Source organism: Geobacillus sp. 46C-IIa (genome assembly GCF_014679505.1).
GTDB lineage: Bacteria > Bacillota > Bacilli > Bacillales > Anoxybacillaceae > Geobacillus.
In genome coordinates, this window is record NZ_CP061474.1 from 132,657 (window position 1) to 157,945 (window position 25,289).

Here is a 25,289-nt window from a genome sequence, read left to right on the forward strand (position 1 = left end):
GACAAAACGAGACGAGGTATTACAAAAAACTCTTTACATTACCGTATTTTCTCAATAAAATAATTATTGTAATAATTGTAATATAATGGCTCTTCACCAAAAGTTGTACTTGATTTTTTCTGAACATACCCTATTTACACTTGTGTGGGGAAATCAGCAAATCAGTGATTTTTGCATATCCTTGTGCAGGAAACCGTATTGCTTGTCAAGTACATGTTGTGGTGAAGAGTCAATATAATGAATCTTTAGTTATATTAAAACCGCCCCTTATCCTATGTTTTGATTTTGTTCTGTTTCACAAGTGCATTACATGCCTAGTCTCAATCTTTTTAAGGGTGATCATTTTGAACGCTACAAAATTTTGCATAGCAACGTTTCTTTCAAACTTGGGGGACGTCATATACAGTGTTGTTATAGCTTGGTATATTGCTGACGTTTTACAATCAGGTTTTTTGATGGGAGCAGTTTTATTTTCCCTAGGTTTGTCGAGATTTATTGCTGGGCTTCTTTGCGGACCGGTTATTGATCGAATAGGGGCAAAGTTGTTTCTGTGGTTGTCAGACATGATAAGGGCAATCATTGTGTTAGTTTTGGCTATTCTGTTATGGGATCATACTATCTCTTTTGTAATTCTCATAATGGTCTCCGTTTTGTTTGGAGCGATTGATGCTTTTTATTGGTCAGCCTCAGAATCAATAAAGCCAAGATTAGTCGCTACTGAATATTTGAGTCGTCTCAATAGTCAATACTTCACTGTTGTAAGAACAACGATCATTTTGGGTCCTTTAATCGCCGCTTGGATGGTTGAATCAATCTCAATAGAACATTCCTTGATAGCCATTTCTATCTTATATGTATTTTCAACTTTTTTAATTTTGTTTATTGACTCTAAAAATAGTCATCTTGAAAATATGAACGATAATAATGACAAAACTTCTTACTTTTCGGATTTAAGACTTGGTTTTAGTTTTTGAATAGACAAAAAATGATTTTTTATTTGGTTATAACTATGTTTTTTGTAAATATTGGAGCAAACGGGGTTAATGTATTGTTCCCTTTTTTAGCTAAAAATGTTAGTGATGATGCTAAGTATTTAGGATATATATATTCATCGATGTCAATGGGAAGTTTGTTAACTGGTTTAATCTTTTCAGTTAAAAGCATTCACAAGGTTGAATTGAAGATTATTTATTTATCTTTTCTTTTACAAGCTACTGGTATTGCCGCACTATGTTTCACCCAAAATTTTTTGATTATTCTAATTTTCGTTTTTGTAATTGGCTTAATTACTGGTTTTATAGGAGTCCTTATACCTACTTTTGTTCAACGTTCTGTGCCTATTCATTTATTAGGAAGAGTTAATAGTATTATGATGGCGATTTCAATGCTTTCAACGCCAGTAGCCCAGTTTATTTTTGGGGTCAGTGTTGATTATTTCAATATAAAATATCTTTTCTTCATTGCAGGTGCTTTGGGTATAGTTACTAGTTTATCTTCGTTATTAATTAATGAGAGAAAAGGTACGCCAAGAGAAACTGTAATGTAAAGGAGGTGTTAAGCTTGAATATATTAGTTGGCGTTACAGGTTCTTCGGTACCGTCAAGAATTTTGTGTAATGTAAGATAGTAGGGTATCTCTGAAATGGATTTAAAATGGATAGGTGATGAGTTTTCTCCACCCATAAGACTGAATATTCAGTCTTATGAGTGGAGAGGGAGAATCTCCTTATCTCATCGTTTTACATTATTTGGTTAATTATAACGTTCTTCAAACATTCGCTGAAAGGCTTCCTACGCTTCGGCAAATCCTCATAAATTCGGTATACTTTTAGACATAGGTAGGGTTCTCCTTTCTCTGGAAGGTTGTTTTTAGCCAAATCAGAGAATACCCTACCTTTTTCTTTTGGTCTAGCACAATGCTTTACACAAAATTTTATACATCATCTTCCTTTGATACAATTACACCTTTGGACTCAATTAGATAATATAAAAAACCTGAATTAAATGAAGTTAGTATACCTGATATCAATTTTATCTTTATATCCTTAAACAAAGGAAATCCTCCTTAATCTTACAGTAAAACAATTCAGAAGCATTGTCCCGCCAAGTAGTATATACATCTACTCGAGTGCTATATTTATTGGAGAATAGGTCAAATCCTTTTCTTTTTTGCGCGGGTGCTACCGGTTTGCGCGTGAAAGCCGTTGTTGACGTCTTGCAAAAAACTCCTTGCTTATCGTGTTGGCCCCCCGTTGTTTCGGTTGAATGGGATCGATATTTATTATTTTGTGATAATAGAGGCAACTGTCGTTGATTGTCGAAGCGGGCGAAAAATGTCCGCTCTCCTTATATTGACAGCGCCACAATCTATATACTATCATAAATTTTGTAGGTTAGAAAATTCGAAATATTAATTTCGCGTTTTGGTAGAAAAAAGGTTCTCACCGCATCTATTGTAAGCGCTTAACCATTGTGTTTCCTCATGATTTCCACACCATCGACGCTGCACCATTTGATTGTTTCCAATCGCAACACGAGAACAAGGGGAAGGGGATATCGCATGATCTACGAATTTAAATTGCCCGACATCGGCGAAGGGCTGCATGAAGCCGAAATCATCCGCTGGCTCATTCGCGAAGGGGATGTGGTGAAGGCCGACCAGCCGATCGCTGAAATTCAAACCGATAAGGCCATGGTCGAAATGACGACGCCGGTGGCTGGAAAAGTCGTGGCGCTTGCTGGGTCGGAAGGAGCGACGGTCAAGGTGGGAGAGCCGTTGATTGTCGTGGAAACGGAGGCGTCGGCCGCGGGCGAAGCGGCTCCCGCTGAAGATTCGCATCGAGAGGCTGTCTCTGTTGCCCAAGAAGGCGCGCCGCGCCCTGCGCGCAAGCGGGCGATTGCCGCGCCGTCGGTGCGCAAGCGAGCGCGGGAAATGGGCGTTCCGATTGATGAAGTGGAAGGAACGGGAGAAGGCGGCCGGGTGACGCTCGCCGACTTGGAGCGGTATGTCAGAGAGCGGGAAGCAGCCGCCGCGGTGGCGGAGGCGGTGCCAAGTGAAGGGAGCGAGGCCGCGATCTTGCCATCCGGGAGCGTAGCGACAGAGAGAAAGGCAGACACAGCCGCATGGACGTCCATTGCCAGCATGGAGCGTGTGGTTCCAGAAGAAGAGCGCATCCCGCTTCGCGGCTTGCGCAAAAAAATCGCCGAAAAAATGGTGAAATCGGCGTACACGGCGCCGCATGTGACCGGCATGGACGAGGTGGACGTCACGAAACTGGTGGAAATCCGCAAGCACCTTGCCAGCCAGTTGGCGGAAGAACGCATCAAGCTGACGTATTTGCCGTTTGTCATCAAAGCGGTGACAAGGGCGCTGAAGCAATATCCGATGTTTAACGCTTCGCTCGATGAAGAGACGAATGAAATCGTGCTGAAAAAGCGCTATCACATCGGCATCGCGACGGCGACGAAAGCGGGGCTCGTCGTCCCCGTCATCCGTGACGCCGATCAAAAATCGATCCGCGAACTCGCCATCGAAATCGCCGAACTGTCAGAAAAAGCGCACCGCCAGGCGCTTCGCCTTGAGGAGCTGCAAGGAAGCACATTTACGATTACGAGCACTGGAGCGGGCGGGGGCTGGTTTGCGACGCCGATCATCAATTACCCGGAAGTGGCGATTTTCGGCGCCCATGCCATCAAGCGGAAACCGGTCGTGATCGACGATGAGATTGCCATTCGCGACATGATGGGGATATCGCTCACCTTTGACCACCGCGTCATTGACGGCGAGCCGGCCGGGCGGTTTATGCGGACGGTGGCGCACAATTTGGAAAATCCCGAAGTATTGCTCTTGGACGTGCGGTAGGCGGCGCGTGGTTAGGAAGACATGTCTTCGTATTGAAGGAGAGCGAGCGCCAAAGAGAAGCAGTTGGGCTGTGATGAAAAAATGATGAGGAGGGAAGCCCATGTTTGACCCGGACCAATTGTCGGTCGAGATCGTGCAAATTTTGGATGAAAACGGGAACGGCGACGAGAAGAAGCTGGCGGCGTTTTCCGATGAGTGGCTGCTTTGCGCCTATCGGGAAATGCGGCGGGCGCGCGTCATCGATGAGCGGCTGTTGCGCATGCAGCGGCAAGGGAGGATCGGGACGTATGCGCCGTTCAGCGGCCAAGAAGCGGCGCAAGTCGGCAGCGCCCTTGCGCTCCGAAAAGACGACTGGATTTTCCCAAGCTACCGTGAAGTCGCGGTCTGTTTGCTGCACGGCATGCCGCTTGAACAGTTTTTCCATTATGTGCAGGGCCGCCTGTCGGGAAAACGGATGCCGGATGGGGTGAATATTTTTCCGACGCAAATTATCATCGCCGCTCAGACGCTGCATGCGGTCGGCTGCGCGTGGGCATCGAAGTTGAAAGGCGAATCGCACGTATCGGTGGCTTATTTCGGCGACGGGGCGACGTCAGAGGGCGATTTTCATGAAGCGATGAATGTTGCCGCTGTATACAACGTGCCGGTCATCTTTTTCTGCCAAAACAACCAGTACGCCATCAGCGTCCCGTACCGGAAGCAGACGGCAAGCCGTACGATTGCGCAAAAGGCGCTCGCTTACGGGATGAAAGGGGTGCTGGTTGATGGCAACGACGTGTTGGCGGTGTATGAAACGATGAAACAGGCGGTCGAAGCGGCCCGCCGCGGCGAGGGCCCGGTATTGATCGAGGCGCTCACCTATCGGCTTGGGCCGCACACGACGGCGGACGACCCGACGAAATACCGACGGCCGGAAGAGGTCGAGACATGGCGGACGAAAGATCCTCTTTGCCGTCTGCGCGTGCTGCTGGAGCGGCGTGGGCTGTGGACGGAAGCGCAAGAAGAAGCGCTTGTCGCCCAAGTGAATGATGAAGTGACGGCGGCGTACGAAGCGGCCATCGCCGGCAAGTCCGGTTCGATTGTCGATGTATTCGATTACGTATACAGCGAGGCGCCCAAATTGCTGGCCGAGCAAAAAGAAGAAGTGATGCGGCGCAAACAACGGAGCGGGGTGAGATAAATGGCCGAGCTGACGATGATTGAAGCGATCAATGAAGCAATGCGCCAGGAGATGGAGCGCGATTCGCGCGTCATCGTGCTTGGCGAAGATGTCGGTGAAAACGGCGGCGTCTTCCGGGCGACGGACGGGCTGCTTGAGCAGTTTGGCGATGGGCGTGTGTTTGACACGCCGTTGGCGGAATCCGGCATTATCGGCACGTCGATCGGTTTGGCGATCAACGGCATGCGGCCGATTGCTGAAATTCAGTTTCTCGGGTTTGTGTACCAAGCGATGGATCAGTTGGCAGCCCAAGCGGCGCGCATCCGCTTCCGCTCCGCCGGACGGTTTGCATGCCCTATTGTTGTGCGCAGCCCGTACGGCGGCGGGGTGCGGACGCCCGAATTGCATTCGGATGCGCTTGAGGCGCTGTTTACCCATTCGCCCGGCTTAAAAGTGGTCATGCCGTCCAATCCGTACGATGCAAAAGGGCTGTTGATTTCTGCTATTCGCGATGAAGATCCGGTTCTGTTTTTGGAGCCGATGAAGCTGTATCGGGCGTTTCGCATGGAGGTGCCGGAAGAACCGTACACGATTCCGCTCGGCCAAGCGCGGGTCGTCAAAGAAGGAGAAGATGTGACGATCCTCACGTGGGGGGCGACCGTGCCGCTTGCCGCCAAAGTCGCCGCCGAGATGCAGGCGAAAGGAGTCAATGCGGAGGTCATCGACCTTCGCTGCCTGCAGCCGCTTGATATCGACACGATCATCGCCTCAGTCGAAAAAACGGGACGGGTGATGATCGTCCATGAAGCGGTGAAAACAGGCGGGTTTGGCGCGGAAGTGGCGGCCTTGATCAGCGAACGGGCGCTATTCGCTCTCTCGGCCCCCATCGTGCGCATCGCCGGCTACGACACGCCGTACCCGGTGCCGTCGGTGGAAGATGATTGGCTGCCGAACGCTGAGCGGATTGCGCAAGGAGTTGAAACGTTGCTGCGTTATTAGTTGATGCGAGGTACGTCTGCTGATCCCATCGATAAGGGGGAGAACGATGAACATATACGAATCACTGCTTGAATTGATCGGCGACCGCGAGCGGGTGAGCCAAAACGAAACGGTGCTCGAACACCACAGCAAAGGCATCGCCTATCATGCGCCGCACAAGCCAGATGTCGTCGTCTTTCCGAAAACGGCGGAGGAAGTGAGCCGGGTGCTGGCGTTTGCCAACGAGCACCGCATTCCTGTGACGCCGTTTGGCGCCGGCACGAGCTTAGAAGGGCACGTCATTCCGGTTGAAGGCGGCATCAGTTTGGACTTGACGTTGATGAACCACATCATCGACATTCGCCCGGACGATTTTCTCGCCATCGTCGAGCCGGGAGTGACGCGGATGCAACTGAATGAGGCGCTGAAGCGATACGGACTGTTTTTCCCAGTCGACCCGGGGGCCGACGCGACGATCGGCGGCATGGCGGCGACGAATGCGAGCGGAACGAACTGCGTCAAATACGGCGTCATGCGCGATCAAGTGCTTGGCCTTGAGGTGGTGCTCACCGATGGTTCGGTCATGCAAACGGGAAGCCTCGCGGTGAAGTCGTCCGCCGGATATGATTTGACCGGCCTGTTCGTCGGATCGGAAGGGACGCTTGGCGTCTTCACCCGCCTTATTGTCCGCCTGCATGGCATTCCGGAGGCGACCAATGCGATCAAAGTGTGTTTTCCATCGCTTGAGGCGGCGGCGCAAGCGGCGTTTGCCGTGCTGAAGGCCGGCGTCGGTCCGGGGAAAATCGAGCTCGTGGATGAAGCGACAATCGCGGCGGTCAATGCATACAAAAAAACCGATTATCCGGTGAGGCCGACGCTGTTTATCGAATTGAACGGCAGCCCATCAAGCGTCGAGGATGGAACGAAGCTTGTCAACGAGTTGTGCGAAGCGGAGGGGGCGGTTTCATTTACGGTTGAAACCGACTCGCTCGCCCGCGCGAAGCTGTGGGAAGCGCGCCACCATGCGGCGTTCGCCATTCAAGCCGCCTATCCAGGCAAGGCGATGCTCTCAACCGATGTGTGCGTGCCGCTGTCCGAGCTGCCGGGGGCGATCGCCGATACGCGTCGGCTCGTCAACGAGCAGAACATGACCGCTGCTATTTTCGGCCATGTCGGCGACGGCAACTACCATACGGTGCTTGCTTTTGACCCGAACGATGCCGAGGAGATGACGCGAATCGAGCAGGTGCACACTCATATCGTCCGCTACGCCTTGTCGCACGGCGGCACGTGCACGGGAGAGCACGGCATCGGCATTGGCAAACGGGCGTTTTTGCGCGAGGAAAAAGGCGACGCCGTCGTTTGGATGAAACGGTTGAAACAGCTGTTTGACCCGAACGGCATTCTCAATCCGGGGAAAATCTTTTTGCCGTAACGCTTCGTCTGTACGGCGGCTCAACGGATGAAGGTAATAGCGATTTTCTCCCAACGATAACTGGGGAAAGACCGTCCTGCATGTGGAAAAGGGTGCTCCGAACGAATGGAGCACCTTTTTCTTCTTGTGTTTCCTGACTAGGAATAGAGAGGGCCGTTTCTCGCATTTCATGAACCGCTCTCCCGGTTGTTTTTTGTATCCTGCGCGCCGGCTTGTCCTATTTTTGTAACCGTTTGTTACTCTGAAGAAACAATTGTTTTTCGCGTTCGTCGCGTTACAAAAAGCCGCCGCGCCCTTTACTTTTTGCATTAAACACGGTTTATTGGTAATAGATAGAACGATTCAATCGACGGGGTTTGCTTTCGGAAAGGAGACGATTTGAATGGAGCATCGTCATCTTAAATCGTTCCCGCCTGAGTTTCTATGGGGCGCAGCATCAGCTGCGTATCAAGTCGAAGGGGCGTGGAACGAAGATGGAAAAGGATTATCGGTATGGGATGTGTTTGCCAAACAGCCGGGCCGAACGTTTAAGGGAACCAACGGTGACGTCGCTGTCGATCATTATCATCGCTATAAAGAAGATGTAGCGTTGATGGCGGAAATGGGGTTGAAGGCGTATCGGTTTTCGGTGTCGTGGAGCCGCGTGTTTCCGGATGGAAACGGGGTCGTCAACGAAAAAGGGCTTGATTTTTACGATCGCTTGATTGAGGAGCTGCGAAACCATGGGATCGAGCCGATTGTGACGTTATACCATTGGGACGTGCCGCAAGCCTTGATGGATGCCTATGGGGCATGGGAATCGCGGCGCATCATTGATGATTTTGACCGGTATGCCGTGACATTGTTTCAACGGTTTGGCGACCGGGTCAAATATTGGGTGACACTCAATGAACAAAACATTTTCATTTCTTTGGGCTATCGGCTTGGCTTGCATCCGCCGGGCGTAAAAGACATGAAACGCATGTATGAGGCAAACCATATCGCCAATTTGGCGAATGCGAAAGTGATTCAATCGTTCCGTCATTACGTGCCTGATGGAAAAATCGGGCCGAGCTTTGCCTACTCGCCAATGTACCCGTACGACAGCCGTCCGGAAAATGTGCTTGCTTTTGAAAACGCAGAAGAATTCCAAAACCATTGGTGGATGGATGTGTATGCGTGGGGCATGTACCCACAGGCGGCTTGGAACTATCTTGAATCGCAAGGGCTGGAGCCGACGGTGGCGCCAGGCGATTGGGAGCTGCTCCAAGCGGCGAAACCGGACTTTATGGGAGTCAACTATTACCAAACTACGACTGTGGAGCATAATCCGCCAGATGGCGTCGGCGAAGGCGTGATGAATACGACGGGAAAAAAAGGGACATCCACTTCGAGCGGCATTCCGGGACTGTTTAAAACCGTGCGCAATCCGCATGTCGATACGACGAACTGGGATTGGGCGATTGACCCAATTGGCTTGCGTATTGGCCTGCGCCGCATTGCGAACCGTTACCGGCTGCCGATTTTGATTACGGAAAACGGCTTAGGTGAGTTCGATACGCTGGAGCCAGGCGATATTGTGAATGACGATTATCGAATCGACTACTTGCGCCGCCATGTTCAAGAAATTCAACGCGCCATGACGGATGGGGTGGACGTGCTCGGTTACTGTGCTTGGTCGTTCACCGATTTGCTCAGCTGGTTGAACGGCTACCAAAAACGGTATGGATTTGTGTACGTCAACCGTGACGATGAATCGGAAAAAGATTTGCGCCGCATCAAAAAGAAAAGCTTTTATTGGTATCAGCGTGTGATTGCGACGAACGGTGCCGAGCTGTAGCCTTGTCACTGCCCACTCGGCCCGCGGTCAGTCTGCGCCGGCAGCAGCCGATACATTTCTTTCGCCAACCGCTCAAGCAAGTAGACGACCGGAAGCTGAGTGGTGACATCCGTCTGTCCGATCCGCTCCGGCGTGGTATAGTATGTCAAGTTGTAGTCCGAGATGTTCGCGAGCGTGCAATGTTTCCGATTGGTGATGCTGATGATCGTACTGCCGTTTTCCTTGAAGCGGTGCACTTGGGCGAGCGTATAGGACGTCTCTCCAGACACCGACAAGGCGATCACGGCGCAGTTGTGGAAATAATGGCCGTAAATCGGAAAAAACGGATCCTTGATGTAGACGGAAAACTTTTGAAACGCGGAAAAATAACGCGAGCCGTATTCGGCCAAAATGCCCGAGCTGCCTGCTCCGACGAAAATGACGTGATCCGCCCGGGCGATCACAGCTGCCGCATCCAGAATGGTCCGCTCGTAATCGGCCGTCAGCGTCCGCTCGAAAAATTCCTTAAGCACCTCTTGACTGCTGATGATCGCGGTTCGTTTTGCCTCGCGCAAATACAGCTTCCATTTTGTCTTAAATTCGCTGAAGCCGTCGCAGCCGACCTTTTTGCAAAAGCGGAGCACAGTCGGCGGCGAGACATGGACGGCTTCGGCGAGCTCGCGGATGCGCATGTACGCGACTTCATGCGGATGTTTCATCACATAGTCGTAAATGGCGTAGTCGAGTTCGGAGAACTGAGCGATTTGTTCGGGAGTGAACATCGGGATACCTCGCTTTCATGGGACGGAACATGCGATAGCCGGGAAAGGATGGCGCTTTCAAGCCCACTGGTTGATTCCTACATTGATTATACCATGCCCAACTGGGCGAAAGGGGAAGAGGAGTATGGGGAAACGATTGAAAATGGCGACGATCGGCGGCGGGTCAAGCTACACGCCGGAATTGGTCGAAGGGTTGATTAAGCGTTATCACGAACTGCCGGTCGGGGAACTGTGGCTTGTCGATATTCCGGAAGGCAAAGAAAAACTCGAAATCGTCGGCGCCCTTGCCAAACGGATGGTCGAAAAAGCCGGCGTGCCGATCGAGATTCATTTGACTTTGGATCGCCGTCGGGCGCTAGAAGGAGCTGATTTTGTCACGACGCAGTTTCGCGTCGGCGGCCTAGAGGCGCGGGCGAAAGATGAGCGCATCCCGCTCCAATACGGGGTGATCGGCCAAGAGACAAACGGTCCGGGCGGATTGTTTAAAGGGTTGCGCACCATTCCGGTCATTTTGGACATTATTCGCGATATGGAAGAGCTTTGCCCCGATGCATGGCTGATCAACTTCACAAACCCGGCCGGGATGGTGACGGAAGCCGTCTTGCGCTACACGAAGCAGGAAAAAGTCGTCGGTTTGTGCAACGTGCCGATCGGCATGCGCATGGGTGTCGCCAAGCTGCTTGGCGTTGATGCCGACCGCGTGCACATCGATTTTGCCGGCTTGAACCATATGGTGTTTGGCTTGCACGTCTATCTGGACGGCGTCCAGGTGACGGAAAAGGTGATCGACCTCCTTGCCCATCCGGATCGTTCCGGTGTGACGATGAAAAATATCGTCGACCTTGGCTGGGAGCCGGATTTCCTAAAAGGGCTGAAAGTGCTGCCATGCCCGTACCACCGGTATTACTACCAAACAGACAAAATGCTCGCCGAGGAACTGGAAACGGCGAAAACGAAAGGAACGCGCGCCGAAGTCGTCCAACAGCTCGAAAAAGAGCTGTTTGAGCTGTACAAAGACCCGAACTTGGCCATCAAGCCGCCGCAGCTCGAACAGCGCGGTGGGGCGTACTACAGCGACGCCGCCTGCAGCTTGATCAGCTCGATTTACAACGACAAGCGCGACATTCAGCCGATCAACACGCGAAACAACGGCGCCATTGCGAGCATTCCGCCGGAATCGGCTGTTGAGGTCAACTGTGTCATCACAAAAGATGGGCCGAAACCGATCGCTGTCGGCGACTTGCCGGTCGCGGTGCGCGGCCTCGTCCAGCAAATCAAGTCGTTCGAGCGCGTCGCGGCCGAAGCGGCGGTCACCGGCGACTACCAAACGGCGCTCGTCGCCATGACGATCAACCCGCTTGTGCCGTCTGACACCATCGCCAAACAAATTTTGGACGAAATGCTTGAAGCGCATAAAGAATACTTGCCGCAGTTTTTTAAGCAGACAAAAGCAGCGGCCGGGCGCTAAACGGCCGCTTGGAAAACGATTGACAAAGCCGCCTGTCGCCGAGGCGGCTTTTTCATTTCATCGTGAAAAGCCGCACAACACAAGGGCTTTCTTCCCATTCACGTTCCTCTTATTTTAGACAAAATCAATGCTTTTCACCAGCCTTTTCGGCAGGATTTTGCCCAAGGCGCGGCGAAGAAAAATAAAGGAAGTTCAAATATCACAAGGAGGGAGACCGTGTCCGAAACGCGAATCGATCACGACCGGCTGTTTAAGGAGTTGTTGTCGACGTTTTTTGAAGAGTTTTTGCTTCTGTTTTTCCCGCACGTGTATGAACAAGTCGACTTCCGCCACATCTCCTTTTTGTCCGAAGAAGTGTTTACGGATGTGGCAGCCGGCGAAAAGCACCGTGTGGATCTATTGGTGGAAACGAAGTTGAAGGGGGAAGACGGGCTGATCATCGTCCATATCGAACACCAAAGCTACACGCAGCCGGCGTTTCCCGAGCGCATGTTTCTTTATATCAGCCGTTTGTTTCAAAAATACCGCCGCCGCATTCTGCCCATTGCCATCTTCAGCTATGACGCCATCCGCGATGAACCGTCCTCGTTCACCATCAAGTTTCCGTTCCTAACCGTTGTCGATTTCCGCTTTCTTACCGTTGAACTGCGCAAGTTGCCATGGCGCGAGTACATTCGCCGCGACAACCCGGTCGCGGCCGCTCTGTTAAGCAAAATGGGGTATAATGAAAGTGAAAGAGTGGCAGTGAAAAGAGAATTTTTGCGCATGCTCGTCCGCTTGGAGCTTGATGAAGCGAAACAGCGGCTGTTGTTTGGCTTTTTCGAGACGTATTTGCGGTTGTCCGAACAAGAGGAACTCGAATTGCGAAACGAGGTGAACGAAATGGAAACGAAGGAAGCGAAAAAAGTGAACGATCTCCTGATCTCCTACGAGCGGCGGGGAATGGAAAAAGGAAAAATGGATGTGGCCAAGCAGATGTTGGCGAAAGGGTATGACGTGCCAACGATTTGTGAGTTGACCGGACTGCCAGTGGAGGCGGTGGAAAAGTTGAAAGAGTAAAAAATGGGGGGACGCCGTTCCAATGCAGCCAATCTGTTTCGGAACGGCGTTTTTTTTTTGCTCGCTCTGCACTTGATGATGGACATGGCCATCGCCGCATGGCGAATGATGACGGCCAGACTGACCCCTATTTGTATTTCATATAGATGCAATTTGAAGATTGACCATTTGCAGCTTTTATCGACTGTCGGGCGACCGAACAACGCCGCTTCCAGACCCATAGATGGGTCTGTGAAGCAGGTGGTTGTTCGGTCTTCCGTCACGCCTTGGCGTGACGGGGCAAGCCTTTGGCTTGCCTTCGATAGTCGAAAATGGACAAACCGCTTTTCCGTCAAGGATCTGTTCACCTTCTTCGTTGCATCTATATCTATACAGCTTTTGCTGTCATCGAGAAGCAGAGAAGAGCGATGTGCGGCCGCGGCAGGCGGGAAGAAAGGAGAGACACGGCATCCATTTTCTTTTGTCTAGGCTAGCGCCCCGACGTTCGTGTACAATGGCGGTAGGAGGGATCAAGATGCGCGATTGGTGGAAACGGCTGTTTTACGGGGGCGGCATCGCCGCGCTGCTTGCAAGCGCTTCCTTCACTGCCTATTGCGCTTGGAACGTGTATGCGTATCCGAAATCAGAGAAGGAACGGGTTCCGGAAAAAACAAAAGAGGCATATCATTTCGTGCTCGTGCCCGAGGAACTCGATAATGATTACTGGCGGCTCGTGGAAAAAGGAGCGAAAGCGGCGGCGAAAGAACTGGGGGTTGACCTCGAGTATATCGGCCCACGGCAGGCGAATATCGATGAGCACTTGCGCATTTTGAAAAAAGCGGCGGCGGCGAAAGTCGATGGGATCATCACCCAAGGGTTGACGGAAGAGGAATTTGTGCCGGTGATTAATGAAATCGCCGACAAGAATATTCCTGTGGTGACCATCGATACGGATGCTCCGACGAGCCGGCGTGCGGCCTATGTCGGCACGGACAACTACTACGCCGGGTTTATCGCCGGGCGGGCGCTCGCTGAGGATATGCACGGAGAGGCAACGGTCGCCATCATTACCGGCAGTTTGACGGCCGCACATCAGCAACTGCGTGTTCGCGGGTTTCAAGATGCGGTAAAACAAGAAAAAGGAATCCGCATCGTCGCCATCGAGGAGTCGCACATTACACGCGTACAAGCAGCCGAAAAAGCGTACACCATTTTGAAAAAACACCCGGACGTGAACGCCTTTTACGGCACGAGTGCCCTTGATGCGATCGGTATTGCCAAAGTGGTCGAACAGTTTCACCGCGAGCGGGAAACATATATTATCGGCTTTGACACGCTGCCGGAGACGATTGAGTATTTGCAAAAAGGGACGATTGAAGCCACGGTCGTCCAAGAACCGTATGAAATGGGATACCGGGCGGTGAAACTGATGGCTGAGATCGTCGCTGGCCATGACGTGCTGGCTGTGACGAACACAGAGACGAAAGTCATTCGAAAAGAAGATTTGCCGCTGCGCCCGGCGCGCAATTATGAAGTCAAGACACCATAACGTTGGCATTTGCAGCTCCTATAGAAAACGAGTAAAAAAGTGTTTTTCTTGATCGTTCCTTGTGTGCAAAGAGGAGTCAATGCGACTCTGATTTGGGAAACAGCACGTTCTATTCGAACAACAGCTTGGCAGGGTGAACGGAAAGCGGCGGAAGATGGGGGAGCGCCGTCAAAACGGTGGGGTGTGCGATGAAAATATGGATGGCTGTCGCATTCAAGTACGCCCATTTGAACGCGGCGGCGCCTTCATCGGTTCGATCAGCTTGACGTTGGAATCCGTTTTAGCTTGAAACGGCACGGGGATGGTGCAGACAACAAAGCGCTGGGGACAGCGGGGGGAAAGCCAGGATGAACATCCGCACGAAGATGCTGCTTTGTTTTACCGTTTTTTTGCTTTTGTTAAATGGAGCGGTGTTTCTTTTGTACCAAACGAGCGAAGAGATGATGAGCGATTACGATCGCCGGATGCGCCGCTTGTTGTTGCTAAATGAAGTGTCGCAACGGACGAACCGGTTGATGGAACACCTTAATGCGTACGTGTCGGAAAAAGAGGGGCGATACGCGCGCGCCTATGAGCAGGAATTCCGCTGGTTGCAGCAACATCGCCGCCAAGTTGGCGCCATCTTGCCGATCTTGTCCGACCGGTTGGCGGCAGAAAACTATGAACATATGATTGAAAGTTTGTTAGAGGAAGCGGCGCTCACGGTCTATCATTTTCAGTCTGGAAATATTGGTTTGTACTCATCCCATCTGCATGAAACGATGAATATCGCCTTATTTTTGCAAGAAGAAACGTTAAACTTCATCGACGATGAGTTAACGGCTTATCAACAGCGGTATGATGAAGTCGAGCGGCGCAACCGCTATTTCCGGTATATGGGGATGGGTCTGTTTGCGACAACACTCTGCCTCGGTGTGCTGCTCGCTGTGTTTTTCTCTGGCAGTTTGACGAAGCCGATCATCCACCTCGCGCATGCAGCTCGGGCAATCGGTGCCGGACGGCTCGATGGACCGGATGTGAGGCCGACAACGAACGACGAACTGCGGCTGCTTACGATCACATTTAATGATATGCGCCGCAATTTAAGGCAGCTGATCGAAGAAATGAAACAAAAAGCGGAGCTTGACCGGCTCGTGAAAGAACTTGAACTGAAAAGTTTGCAAAGCCAGATCAATCCGCACTTTTTGTTTAATACGCTCAACACCGTTTCCAAGATGGCGTATTTAGAAGAGGCTGAGCAAACATCAAGGCTCATCGAAGCAGTGGCGGCGATTTTGCGTTACAACTTAGGGGACTTGCAGCGGACGGTGGCACTTGCTGAGGAGGTATGCATCGCTCGCGAATATTTCTTCATCCAACAAACGCGCTTTTTTGATCGGATTAAGTTTTCCATTGAGGCGGAATCGGCCTGCCTTGATCAACGGCTTCCGCCGCTTACATTGCAGCCACTGATTGAAAATGCATTCATTCATGGCATCGAATCGTACGAACGGGGAGCCGAATTGACCGTATCCATTTGTGAAAAACATAATCGGGTCGTCATCGAAGTGAAGGACAATGGCGTCGGCATGGACGAGCGGATGAAAGCGGAACTCGAGGCGTTTATTCGCGGCGAAGAGACGTCGGCGCGCCGTGAGCAAGGGCGCGGCCATTCGACCGGCATCGGTCTGCGCAATGTCATCCGTCGGCTGCAATTGTTTTACGGAGTGACGGACGTGGCGGAAATTGAATCAGCGCCGGAAAAGGGGACAACCATTCGGTTATTATTGCCGCGATGGCAAGGAGGGATGAGCAGTGAAAGTGGCGATCGTGGATGATGAAGCGCTCGAACGGAAAGCGTTGCGCAAAATGATCGGCAGCCATCTCCCGCATGCTGAAGTCATAGCGGAAGGCGCCAACGGGCGTGAGGCCGTTGAGATTGCCAAACAATATCGCCCCGATGTGATGCTCATTGACATTAAAATGCCTGGCCTCGACGGGCTCGGGGCGATCGAAGCGATCCGTCAGTTCGATTTGGACATTTCTTTTATCATCGTTTCTGCCTTTGATTTGTTTGACTATGCTAGGCAAGCCATGCGCTTTGGTGTGAAGGAATATTTAGTAAAGCCAAGCCGAAAGGAGGACGTCATCTCCGCACTGCAGCGGGTGAGCGAGGAAGCGGCAGCCAAGCGGCAAGCGGAAGAGCAGCACCGTCAGCTGGCAGAACGATTTCACCGTTTGCAGACGCTCGTTGAAAAAGAATGGTTGTCCGTATTGATGATCGAGGATGTGCCGGCAGATGAGTGGAAACGGTGGGAGGAGTTGCTCCCATTTTCCGTCGTTTCAGGGATGTTTCTCGTCATTCAGTTTCCTGCTGGCAACCGGGCGGAAGAATGGAAGCGATGGGTGGAGGAACGGCTCAGCGAACAGACGCCTGTTCGCTATATGACGGGCTGGATGGCGAACGGACGCTTGCCGGTGCTGTTGTTCCAAAGCGATCATGATGCTGCGATCGCCTGGCGGCCGGCTGCACAGTCGTTGGCGCTCGAACTGGTCAGCCAGTTCGCCCTTCGCTATAATGATACGCTTTATATCGGGCTTGGCTCCCCGGTTTTGCACCTTCATGAGTTACGGTCATCGTATTACGAGGCGCTGTCGGCTGTCCATTATTATGCTAAACGCCAAAAAGCGCGGGTTGGGTTTTTGCCTGCGGAAGCGATGCGTCCGGAAAGGGAAGCCGAGCAGGAAAAACAGTTGCTTGAGGCGGTGCGCCTTGGTGACAGCGAACAAGCACGAATGCTCAGCTTCGCTTATGTCGATGAGCTTCTCTCTTCCTATTCTCTCTCGGCGGCATGGCGTAAGATGGATGAGCTGTTCGTTTCGCTTGCCCGTTTTCTTGCTGAGCTAGGTGTTCGTTATGAACGAACTTCTTCGTTTTCCTCCTGCGGTTCAGAGGAGGAATTGAGACGAGCGATGGTTGATGAGCTTGACCGCATCGTCATACAGGTGGAAGTATGGCGCCAGCAGCAAGCCCACGGCAAAATCGGCAAGGCGAAGGACTACATTGACCGCCATTATGCCGAGCCGCTGACGCTTGAAGAGGTGGCCGAACACGTTGGGATGAGCCCGCATTACTTCAGCAAACTGTTCAAAGAGCAGTTTGGCATCACGTTTATCGATTACGTGACGAACGTGCGCATCGAGCGGGCCAAAGAAGCGCTCGTTCGCACCGATTGCAGTTTAAAAGAAATTTGTTTTTCCGTTGGCTACAATGACCCAAACTATTTCAGCCGCGTGTTTAAAAAACAAACGGGCTGGTCGCCGAGTGAATACCGGAAAAAACTGCAGAGGCGGTAGCCGGTGCAGCCTCGCCTACATCGAGAAACCTATGGGCCTGCCCTGAATTGGGCGGGCTTTTTTAGTGTTGTGCGCCCGCTCTCCCGTTGAGGGGGCAAACGGCTTGAAAAGAAGGGAGGCCGATGAGGCAGCTGCCGTGACTTGTCAATGATCCACCACTTACATTCTACTATTGAAACAGAGCGTTCCTGCGTGAATATAGAAGGCCGGTGAAAAACGGCTGTCACGAGCAAATCAGCGGCATTTTGCTAAAAAAGAAAGCTGATCCCGCAAGGTTTTTCTAATTGAGAAACAGCTGGAACTAGCAGTATTTTGCACGAAATCACCAGCCCTATAGATAGAAGACGGTTGAACATCAGCTGTTTGCCTTCCAGCGATTTTGAGAAACATCGGGGGCATGGAGTTTCTCCAATGGAGAAACTCCATGATTCATCCTCATTTTCCGTTGCCTCACCCGTCTCATCGACAAACCGCTTTTCGTTTTTGCTCCACAACAAAAAAGTGAAGAAAAACGCAAAAAAGTGAAGAAATCGAGTCGGAATCAGAGGAGTGGTGCATGATACAATCATCGTTGAAAGGGTTTTCAAAAGAGAATAAAGGGGGAGGAACATGCGAAAGAAAGCATCCGCATGGCTGGCGTTGGCGCTTGGCGTCGGGATGGCGCTGTCGGGCTGCAGCTCGAGCTCTTCTTCATCCGATGACGCCAACCAAGGCAGCCAAAAAGCAGGAGAGAAGCTGGAGATTTTCAGTTGGTGGACGGGAGCTGGTGAGGAAGACGGTCTCAAAGCGCTGATCAAGCTGTTCCAAGAAAAATATCCGGATATTGAAATCGAAAACGCGGCGGTGGCCGGCGGGGCCGGGACGAACGCCAAGGCGGTCTTAGCGAGCCGCATGCAAGGGAACGACCCGCCATCGACGTTCCAAGTGCACGGTGGGGCGGAGCTGAATGAAGGATGGGTCGCTGCCGGCAAAATGGAGCCGCTCAACGACTTGTATGAACAAGAAGGCTGGATGGACAAATTCCCGAAAGCGCTCATTGACATGGTCAGCAAAGACGGCAACATTTACTCCGTTCCGGTGAACATTCACCGCGGCAACGTCCTTTGGTACAACAAAAAAGTATTTGCCGACAACGGGCTTCAGCCGCCAAAAACGTTCGACGAGTTTTTCCAAGTGGCGGACCAGTTGAAGGCAAAAGGCATTACACCGCTTGCGCTCGGTGATAAAGAACCGTGGACCGCGACGCATTTGTTTGAAACGGTGTTGCTTGGCACGCTCGGAACGGACAACTACCAAAAACTTTGGACCGGAGAACTGTCGTTTGATGATCCGAAAGTGAAACAGGCGGTTGAGACGTTTAAGAAAATGCTCGGCTATATTAACGAAGACCATAGCTCGCGCAACTGGCAAGACGCGGCTCAGCTCGTCGCTGAAGGAAAAGCGGCCATGTACGTGATGGGCGACTGGGCCAAAGGCTATTTCGTCAACGATCTAAAATTAAAAGTGAACGAAGATTTCGGCTACGTACCGACACCGAACACCGATGGCAAGTTTATGGTCATCACCGATACGTTCGGCTTGCCAAAAGGCGTGAAAAACTCGGACGATGTGAAGAAGTTTTTAGCGGTGCTTGGTTCAGTCGAGGGGCAAGATGTGTTTAACCCGCTGAAAGGCTCGATCCCGGCTCGCATTGACGCCGATCCGTCCAAGTACGATGAATACGGCAAGCAAACGATGCAAGACTTCAAGACGGCGGAGCTGGCGCCGAGCTTAGCGCACGGTTCGGCAGCGCCGGAAGGGTTTGTCACGAAGGTCAATCAGGCCGTCAACATTTTCGTCACGCAAAAAGATGTGAATTCGTTTACGGACACTCTTGTTTCGGCAGCGGCGGAACTGAAGAAGTAATGAATGGAAAGGGGACGGGAGCCATTCTCTTCCCCTTTTCGTCATCATGAGGAGGGATGATGGTGGAAACGGTCAACGTCACAACGGCGGAGAAGGCAACGGCGGTCCCGACGGTGCGGAAAAAGCGAAAATGGACGGCCGACCATTGGCTGGCCGCCGTGTTTTTGGCGCCGTCGGTCATCTTGATTTTCCTATTTGTGTATGGATTTATCGGCTGGACAGGATATGTTTCGGTCAGCAATTGGAATTCGCTCGTTCCGGATTGGTCGTTCGCTGGATTGAAAAATTACCAGTATTTGTTCCAAGACTTTCGCTTTCAAGCTGATTTGCGCAATACGCTCGTATTTACGGTGTTGTTTATCGCCGTCGTGATTGTGCTCGGCCAACTGCTCGCGATTTTGCTTGACCAAAAGCTTCGTGGGGAATCGCTGTTTCGCAACATTTTCTTTTTCCCGATGGCCTTGTCTTTTGTCGTCACCGGGGTGGTGTGGCAATGGCTGTTCAACCCGTCAACGGGCGTGAACTTGTTCTTAAAACCGCTTGGCTTGGATTCCAAATGGTATACGGATACAACGATTTTGGGCGGATTTCAATGGGGCAAAATCGAATTTGGCGTCCCATTGGCCATGATTGCGGTGGTGGTCGCAGCAGTCTGGCAAATGACCGGTTTTGCCGTCGCCATGTATTTGGCTGGCTTGCGCGCGATTCCGGATGAGGTGCGTGAAGCGGCCCGGATGGACGGGGCGACCGAGTTTCAATTGTATTGGAAAATCGTTTTGCCGCTGTTGCGGCCGATTACGGCCAGTGTCATCATCATTATGGCGCACATTTCACTCAAAATTTTTGATTTGGTTTATGCTATGACCGGACCAGGGGCGAACTTTGTCACCGATGTGCCTGGGGTGTATATGTTTGAAACGACATTCCGCGGCAACTATTATGCGAACGGGGCGGCAATCGCCATTGTGATGCTGCTGTCGGTCGCGATGTTTATCGTTCCGTATCTCGTCTCGAGCCGCAAGGGGGGATCATAATGGCGAAACCGCTATGGGCGCGGCCGTTTTTGTATATGCTCGCACTGGCGATGAGCGCATTTTTTCTATTGCCGGTATATGTCATGATCGTGACAAGCTTAAAACCGCTCGATGAAGTGACGTTGGCGGACATGTGGAAGTTGCCGTCAACGGTCGATTGGAGCAGCTATGCGACCGCATTTGAAAAGCTGGCCCCGAACTTTTGGAACTCGATTTTGCTCGTCGTGCCGGCGACGCTGCTGTCCGCGCTGCTGGGGGCGCTCAACGGCTACGTGCTGTCGAAGTGGAAGTTTAAAGGGGCGGACACGTTATTTACGCTCATTTTGTTTGGCATGTTCATTCCATATCAAAGCATCTTAATTCCACTCATTCAGTTTTTGCGCGAAATCGGGCTGTACAACACGATTCCTGGGTTGGTGTTCGTTCATGTCGTCTACGGCATCCCGATTACGACGCTGATGTTTCGCAATTTTTACGCCGCAATACCGGATGAGATGATTGAATCAGCGAAAATCGACGGCGCTGGGTTTGTCCGCATTTTTCGTGATATTATGCTTCCCTTGTCTATCACCGGATTTGTCGTTGTGGCAATCTGGCAGTTTACGAACATTTGGAACGAGTTTTTGTTTGCCGTGACGATTACGACCTCGGACAAACAGCCGATCATGGTCGCCTTGCAAAATTTATCCGGCAGCCAAATCGTGCAATGGAACGTACAAATGGCAGGAGCTCTACTCGCCGCCTTACCGACGTTGCTCGTCTATATCTTCCTTGGCAAATATTTCGTCCGGGGACTGCTTGCTGGCTCAGTAAAAGGGTGAACAGATGGGAAAGACAACTTGGGCATGATCGGAGGAGCTGCTTTGTTGGCGGCTCTTTTTCATTTGGCACAACGTTTTCCGCTTGCCGATGATATGGCCTTTTCTGTCATCAGGGGATAGGAGGGAGAGGGGCGAAAGAATGGCCAGTCGTGTTGACCGGTGATGGCGGAAAAAGTGCGACTGATGCACGTTTTCTGCTTGTCGTTGAGTCTTCTTCGTCTTTCGATTAAGATAAAAACAGAATAGGTAAAGAAAGTGAGGCGTACCGCATGGTTTTAGGAGCGATTGAAGCCGGGGGCACGAAAGTTGTCTGTGCCATCGGCGATGAACAAGGAAACATCCATGAACGGGCGGTGTTTCCGACGACCGTGCCGGAAGAGACGATGGCTCGTGTCATCGAATTTTTCCGTCCGCATGGTATTGAGGCGATCGGCGTCGGGTCGTTTGGTCCGGTCGATTTGCGTCCGGACAGTCCAACGTACGGCTATATTACGAGCACGCCGAAACAGGCGTGGGCGCAGTTTGACTTTGTCGGCACGCTGAAGCAACATTTTCCGGTGCCGATCGGCTTTGATACGGACGTCAACGCGGCGGCGCTCGGCGAGCTGCGCTGGGGAGCGGCGCAAGGATTGGATAGCTGCCTATATATGACGGTCGGCACCGGCATCGGCGTTGGCGCGATCGTTGAAGGCCGCTTGCTGCATGGGCTGCTTCATCCGGAGATGGGCCACATATTGGTCCGCCGGCATCCGGATGACGCGTTTGCTGGCATATGCCCGTACCATGGCGATTGCTTGGAAGGGATGGCGTCCGGCCCGGCGATCGAGCGGCGCTGGGGGAAAAAAGGGGCGGAGCTGGCTGACCGCGATGAGGTGTGGGAGCTTGAAGCGTTTTACTTAGCTCAAGCGATTGCCAACTATATTCTCGTTCTATCGCCGGAAAAAGTGATTGTCGGCGGCGGGGTTATGAAGCAGACGCACGTGCTTCCGCTAGTCCGCCGCTATGTGCAAGAGCGGCTTGGGGGGTATATTCAGCACGAGGCGGTTCTCCAACACATTGATCAGTATATCGTCCTTCCGGGGTTGGGCGACAATGCTGGCATTTCGGGCGCCTTGGCGCTCGCGGCGGCGGCGCTGGAATAAATGGAATGGACGGCGGTCTGTGGTCTTTTGTCAGGCCATGGGCGGCCGTTTTTTGTTGGCGGTTGGCCTCTTTGACTGTTTGTTCAAAAAATATTTATATTTTTTGACTGATTGGTCAAAGAAACATCGCTTTTTCGTTGCATAAATTTATAAATGTTGTTTATAATATCGTTGACTACTCGGTCATAGGTGTATGGAGGCGAGGACAATGGTCGATATCCGGCAATTGATTGAACGGCTGCACCAGCGCGGAGTGCGGGCCGGTTTTGTGAAGCCGCGCTCATTGTTGCCATCGTATCCGCAATGGGAAGCGGCGAATGGGAAGGGGATGGATCAGTGCCATGGATGAACGGCGCGTTCAATTTATCGAAATTGCGATGAAGCTGTTTGCCGAAAAAGGGTATCATGCGACATCGATCCAAGATTTGGTGGAAGCATGGGGCATTTCCAAAGGAGCGTTTTATCATCATTTTTCTTCAAAAGAGGAGCTGTTGCTGGCGGTGTTGCAGCATTACAGTGAGAACATGATGGCCGATTTGACAGCAGTGGCCGGCGGCGGGTCAGAAAAAGAACAGTTCATCCGCCAGCTGGCTGCTCATTTTTCTCATGTTCGCCAATACAAGGAGTTTTTGCATATGGTTATGTCGGAACAGCTGCCAAAAGTCAATCCGGAGATTGAGCGGTATATGTTCCGTCAGCACGGCCGTCTTTTTTTATGGTATTGCACCCGTCTTGAAGAAGTGTATGGGGAGGCGATTCGGCCGTATGTGTATGATGCGGCCATGATGGTGAACGGCATCGTGCGCCAATATTTGTTTTACTTTTTCTTTCACCAAGAGACGTTTAACGCGGAAGAAGCCGCTCGTTTCCTCATGCGCCGCTTCGACGCGATCGTCGACAGCTTTGCGGCAGGCGAACGTCCGCTGTTGACGAAGGAGTCACTAGCCCCATGGATGGAGCTGGAAGAGCGCGAGCGGCAGAGACAACGGGAACGGCTGGCTTCGGCGTTTTCCGCCGTCCGGGAGGCGGCGAAGGAACTTGGCGCAAAGCAGATGGATGATGTGCTTGAGGCGGTGGCTGCGCTCGAGGAGGAGCTGCTCGGACGCCATGAACCGCCGCGCGTCTATCTAGTCGAGGCGCTGCTTTTATATTTGCGTCATCAACAAGCGCCTTCGCTTGCGGCGGCCTTGGCCGCGCTCAGTCAAGAAATGGAGACATATCGACAATTGAATGGATGGGAGAGAGGAACATGGAAAAGGCACTAGCGGCGCCGGCCAGCACGATTCGGCATCGCCCGCTGCTCATTACAGGACTTATTATCGCCATGTTGTTTGCGGCGCTCGACGGAACGATCGTCGGCACCGCGATGCCGCGCATCGTCGGGGAGCTCGGCGGGCTTGGGGTGATGACATGGCTGACGACGGCGTACATGTTAACGTCGACAGCGGTCGTGCCGATCGCCGGGAAGCTTGCCGACGTATTAGGGCGTCGAATCGTATATGTGAGCGGACTCATCATTTTTATGGCCGGCTCCGCGCTTTGCGGCATGGCGAACGATATGACCCAGCTCATTATTTACCGCGGCATTCAAGGAATCGGCGGCGGCATTATGATGCCGATGGCAATGATTGTCGTTGGTGACGTGTTTACGGGGAAAGAGCGGGCGAAATGGCAAGGAGTGTTCGGTGGTCTGTACGGTCTCGCTTCGGTGCTGGGCCCGCAAATCGGCGGCTTTATCGTCGATCATTTGAACTGGCGTTGGGTGTTTTATATTAACTTGCCGGTCGGCATTTTAGCGACCGTGCTGATTGCGATGGGGTTAAGCAAATATAAAGCTGAAGGGCCAGTGAAATTCGACGTTGCCGGGATGGCGACGCTGACGGCAGGTGTCGTCAGCTTATTGCTTGGGCTGACATTTGGCGGTGACCAATATGCGTGGGGCTCATGGCAAATCATCTCGCTGTTTGCGGCGGCGGTGATCTTTTTCGCCTTGTTCGTTTGGGCAGAAAAGCGGGCGGAGGAGCCGATCATTCCGCTTTGGCTGTTCCGCAACCGGACGTTTACGTTGTTGAACGGCATCGGCTTTTTCATGAGCGTCGGCATGTTCGGAGCCATCATGTTCGTCCCGTTTTTTATGCAAGGGGTGGTTGGGGTAAGTGCCACAGAGTCAGGAACGATTATGACACCGATGATGATTACGATGATTATCGGCAGCGTCGTTGGCGGCCGACTCGTTTACCGAATTGGTGTGAAAACACAGCTGATCGTCGGCATGGCCATTATGTTGTCAGCGTTTGGCTTGCTTGGCACGATGGATGTCGATACGTCAAAATGGACGGCAACGCTGTATATGATCGTGCTTGGACTCGGTACAGGGCTCGTGATGCCGATTTTAACGCTTGCTTTGCAAGAAAGTTTTCCGAAATCGGAGCTTGGCGTGGTGACATCTTCAAGCCAATTTTTCCGCTCGATCGGTGGGACGTTTGGCATGACAGTGCTCGGGGCCATCATGAATCACCGTTCGAGCACCTTGCTTGACGAACGGCTCATGCCGAAGCTCGAAGCGCTGCCGGCGCAGGCGAAGGGGGCTGTCGACCGCTTTGCGGACATGCTCCATGACGATCCGCAAGGGCTGTATTCCGTCTTGCTCAGCCCGGAAGCGATGAAGAGCATTCCGGCTGCACTGCGCGATATGTTCGTGCCGGTGTTGAAGCAGTCGCTCGTTGATTCATTGCAATCTGTCTTTTTGTTTGGGCTTGTGTTTATTGCGGTCGGCTTGTTGTTGGTGTTCGGTTTGAAACGGATTAAATTGTCGGCTCGGACAGGGGAAGAAGTACACATGGACACGACCGAGTAACGGTTCTCATGATCAAAAACCCAGCGGAACGCGCCTCACTTCATCAGGCGGCGGTCCTGCTGGGTTTTTCGACGCGGCGGAACATGACGTATCCCCTGTATTGGGTTTAAGGAATCGGACGGTTGG

At 52.0% G+C, this 25,289-nt stretch carries 21 protein-coding genes; 20 read left to right on the top strand and 1 reads right to left on the bottom strand.

Going from position 1 to position 25,289, the window contains the following annotated elements:
* The first annotated feature begins 344 nt into the window (after positions 1–344).
* The 7 genes from IC803_RS18030 (at position 345) to IC803_RS00645 (ending at position 9,252) form a co-directional block, all read left to right on the top strand.
* Positions 345–974 carry an MFS transporter gene (locus IC803_RS18030; protein WP_223812006.1) on the top strand — a complete coding sequence of 210 codons (630 nt, stop codon included), beginning with the start codon at positions 345–347 and terminating at the stop codon, positions 972–974.
* An 11-nt stretch (positions 975–985) separates the two neighbouring features.
* Entirely contained in the window at positions 986–1,546 is a 561-nt protein-coding gene (locus IC803_RS18035; RefSeq protein ID WP_223812007.1) for an MFS transporter, read from the top strand.
* A 1,013-nt stretch (positions 1,547–2,559) separates the two neighbouring features.
* On the top strand, positions 2,560–3,861 hold the full coding sequence (locus IC803_RS00625) for a dihydrolipoamide acetyltransferase family protein (RefSeq protein ID WP_081210773.1): 1,302 nt from the start codon (positions 2,560–2,562) through the stop codon (positions 3,859–3,861).
* Between the two features lie 100 nt (positions 3,862–3,961).
* The gene (pdhA, locus tag IC803_RS00630; protein ID WP_081210771.1) at positions 3,962–5,041 is read left to right on the top strand and encodes a pyruvate dehydrogenase (acetyl-transferring) E1 component subunit alpha; all 1,080 of its coding nucleotides are present in this window, start codon (positions 3,962–3,964) and stop codon (positions 5,039–5,041) included.
* The gene (locus IC803_RS00635; protein WP_081210769.1) at positions 5,042–6,019 is read left to right on the top strand and encodes an alpha-ketoacid dehydrogenase subunit beta; all 978 of its coding nucleotides are present in this window, start codon (positions 5,042–5,044) and stop codon (positions 6,017–6,019) included. It begins immediately after the preceding gene.
* 46 nt (positions 6,020–6,065) lie between these two features.
* Positions 6,066–7,433 (top strand): FAD-binding oxidoreductase, encoded by a 1,368-nt coding sequence (locus tag IC803_RS00640; protein WP_081210767.1) that lies wholly within the window; start codon positions 6,066–6,068, stop codon positions 7,431–7,433.
* 382 nt (positions 7,434–7,815) lie between these two features.
* Positions 7,816–9,252, top strand: coding sequence for a glycoside hydrolase family 1 protein (locus IC803_RS00645; RefSeq protein WP_081210765.1), 1,437 nt, complete (start codon positions 7,816–7,818; stop codon positions 9,250–9,252).
* 5 nt (positions 9,253–9,257) lie between these two features.
* Here IC803_RS00645 and IC803_RS00650 read toward each other — a convergent pair whose 3' ends face one another.
* The gene (locus IC803_RS00650) at positions 9,258–10,013 is read right to left on the bottom strand and encodes a MurR/RpiR family transcriptional regulator (protein WP_081210763.1); all 756 of its coding nucleotides are present in this window, start codon (positions 10,011–10,013) and stop codon (positions 9,258–9,260) included.
* A 124-nt stretch (positions 10,014–10,137) separates the two neighbouring features.
* Between IC803_RS00650 and IC803_RS00655 the strand changes: the two genes are divergently transcribed.
* From IC803_RS00655 to IC803_RS00710, 13 genes are all read left to right on the top strand, one after another.
* The gene (locus tag IC803_RS00655; protein WP_081210761.1) at positions 10,138–11,481 is read left to right on the top strand and encodes a 6-phospho-beta-glucosidase; all 1,344 of its coding nucleotides are present in this window, start codon (positions 10,138–10,140) and stop codon (positions 11,479–11,481) included.
* A gap of 216 nt (positions 11,482–11,697) precedes the next feature.
* Positions 11,698–12,540 carry an Rpn family recombination-promoting nuclease/putative transposase gene (locus IC803_RS00660; RefSeq protein WP_081210759.1) on the top strand — a complete coding sequence of 281 codons (843 nt, stop codon included), beginning with the start codon at positions 11,698–11,700 and terminating at the stop codon, positions 12,538–12,540.
* 514 nt (positions 12,541–13,054) lie between these two features.
* Complete coding sequence (locus IC803_RS00665; RefSeq protein ID WP_081210779.1) at positions 13,055–14,068, top strand: sugar-binding protein; 1,014 nt, start codon at positions 13,055–13,057, stop codon at positions 14,066–14,068.
* A gap of 154 nt (positions 14,069–14,222) precedes the next feature.
* Positions 14,223–14,357 (top strand): hypothetical protein, encoded by a 135-nt coding sequence (locus IC803_RS18290; protein ID WP_255396861.1) that lies wholly within the window; start codon positions 14,223–14,225, stop codon positions 14,355–14,357.
* A gap of 58 nt (positions 14,358–14,415) precedes the next feature.
* Positions 14,416–15,885 (top strand): sensor histidine kinase, encoded by a 1,470-nt coding sequence (locus IC803_RS00670; RefSeq protein ID WP_081210757.1) that lies wholly within the window; start codon positions 14,416–14,418, stop codon positions 15,883–15,885.
* Entirely contained in the window at positions 15,863–17,404 is a 1,542-nt protein-coding gene (locus tag IC803_RS00675) for an AraC family transcriptional regulator (RefSeq protein WP_063193367.1), read from the top strand. The genes IC803_RS00670 and IC803_RS00675 overlap by 23 nt, the downstream gene beginning before the upstream one ends.
* Positions 17,405–18,013: 609 nt before the next feature.
* Entirely contained in the window at positions 18,014–19,309 is a 1,296-nt protein-coding gene (locus tag IC803_RS00680; RefSeq protein WP_081210755.1) for an ABC transporter substrate-binding protein, read from the top strand.
* A 56-nt stretch (positions 19,310–19,365) separates the two neighbouring features.
* A complete protein-coding gene (locus IC803_RS00685; protein ID WP_171698136.1) occupies positions 19,366–20,343 on the top strand; it encodes a carbohydrate ABC transporter permease in 978 nt (325 codons plus the stop codon).
* Positions 20,343–21,164, top strand: coding sequence for a carbohydrate ABC transporter permease (locus IC803_RS00690; protein WP_033008213.1), 822 nt, complete (start codon positions 20,343–20,345; stop codon positions 21,162–21,164). The genes IC803_RS00685 and IC803_RS00690 overlap by 1 nt, the downstream gene beginning before the upstream one ends.
* 269 nt (positions 21,165–21,433) lie before the next feature.
* Positions 21,434–22,306 carry an ROK family protein gene (locus tag IC803_RS00695; protein WP_081210753.1) on the top strand — a complete coding sequence of 291 codons (873 nt, stop codon included), beginning with the start codon at positions 21,434–21,436 and terminating at the stop codon, positions 22,304–22,306.
* 208 nt (positions 22,307–22,514) lie between these two features.
* Positions 22,515–22,655 carry a hypothetical protein gene (locus IC803_RS00700; RefSeq protein WP_190304241.1) on the top strand — a complete coding sequence of 47 codons (141 nt, stop codon included), beginning with the start codon at positions 22,515–22,517 and terminating at the stop codon, positions 22,653–22,655.
* A complete protein-coding gene (locus IC803_RS00705) occupies positions 22,648–23,571 on the top strand; it encodes a TetR/AcrR family transcriptional regulator (protein WP_081210751.1) in 924 nt (307 codons plus the stop codon). Before IC803_RS00700 ends, IC803_RS00705 begins: the two co-directional genes overlap by 8 nt.
* Positions 23,556–25,163 (top strand): MDR family MFS transporter, encoded by a 1,608-nt coding sequence (locus IC803_RS00710; RefSeq protein WP_081210749.1) that lies wholly within the window; start codon positions 23,556–23,558, stop codon positions 25,161–25,163. Before IC803_RS00705 ends, IC803_RS00710 begins: the two co-directional genes overlap by 16 nt.
* Positions 25,164–25,289: the final 126 nt, after the last annotated feature.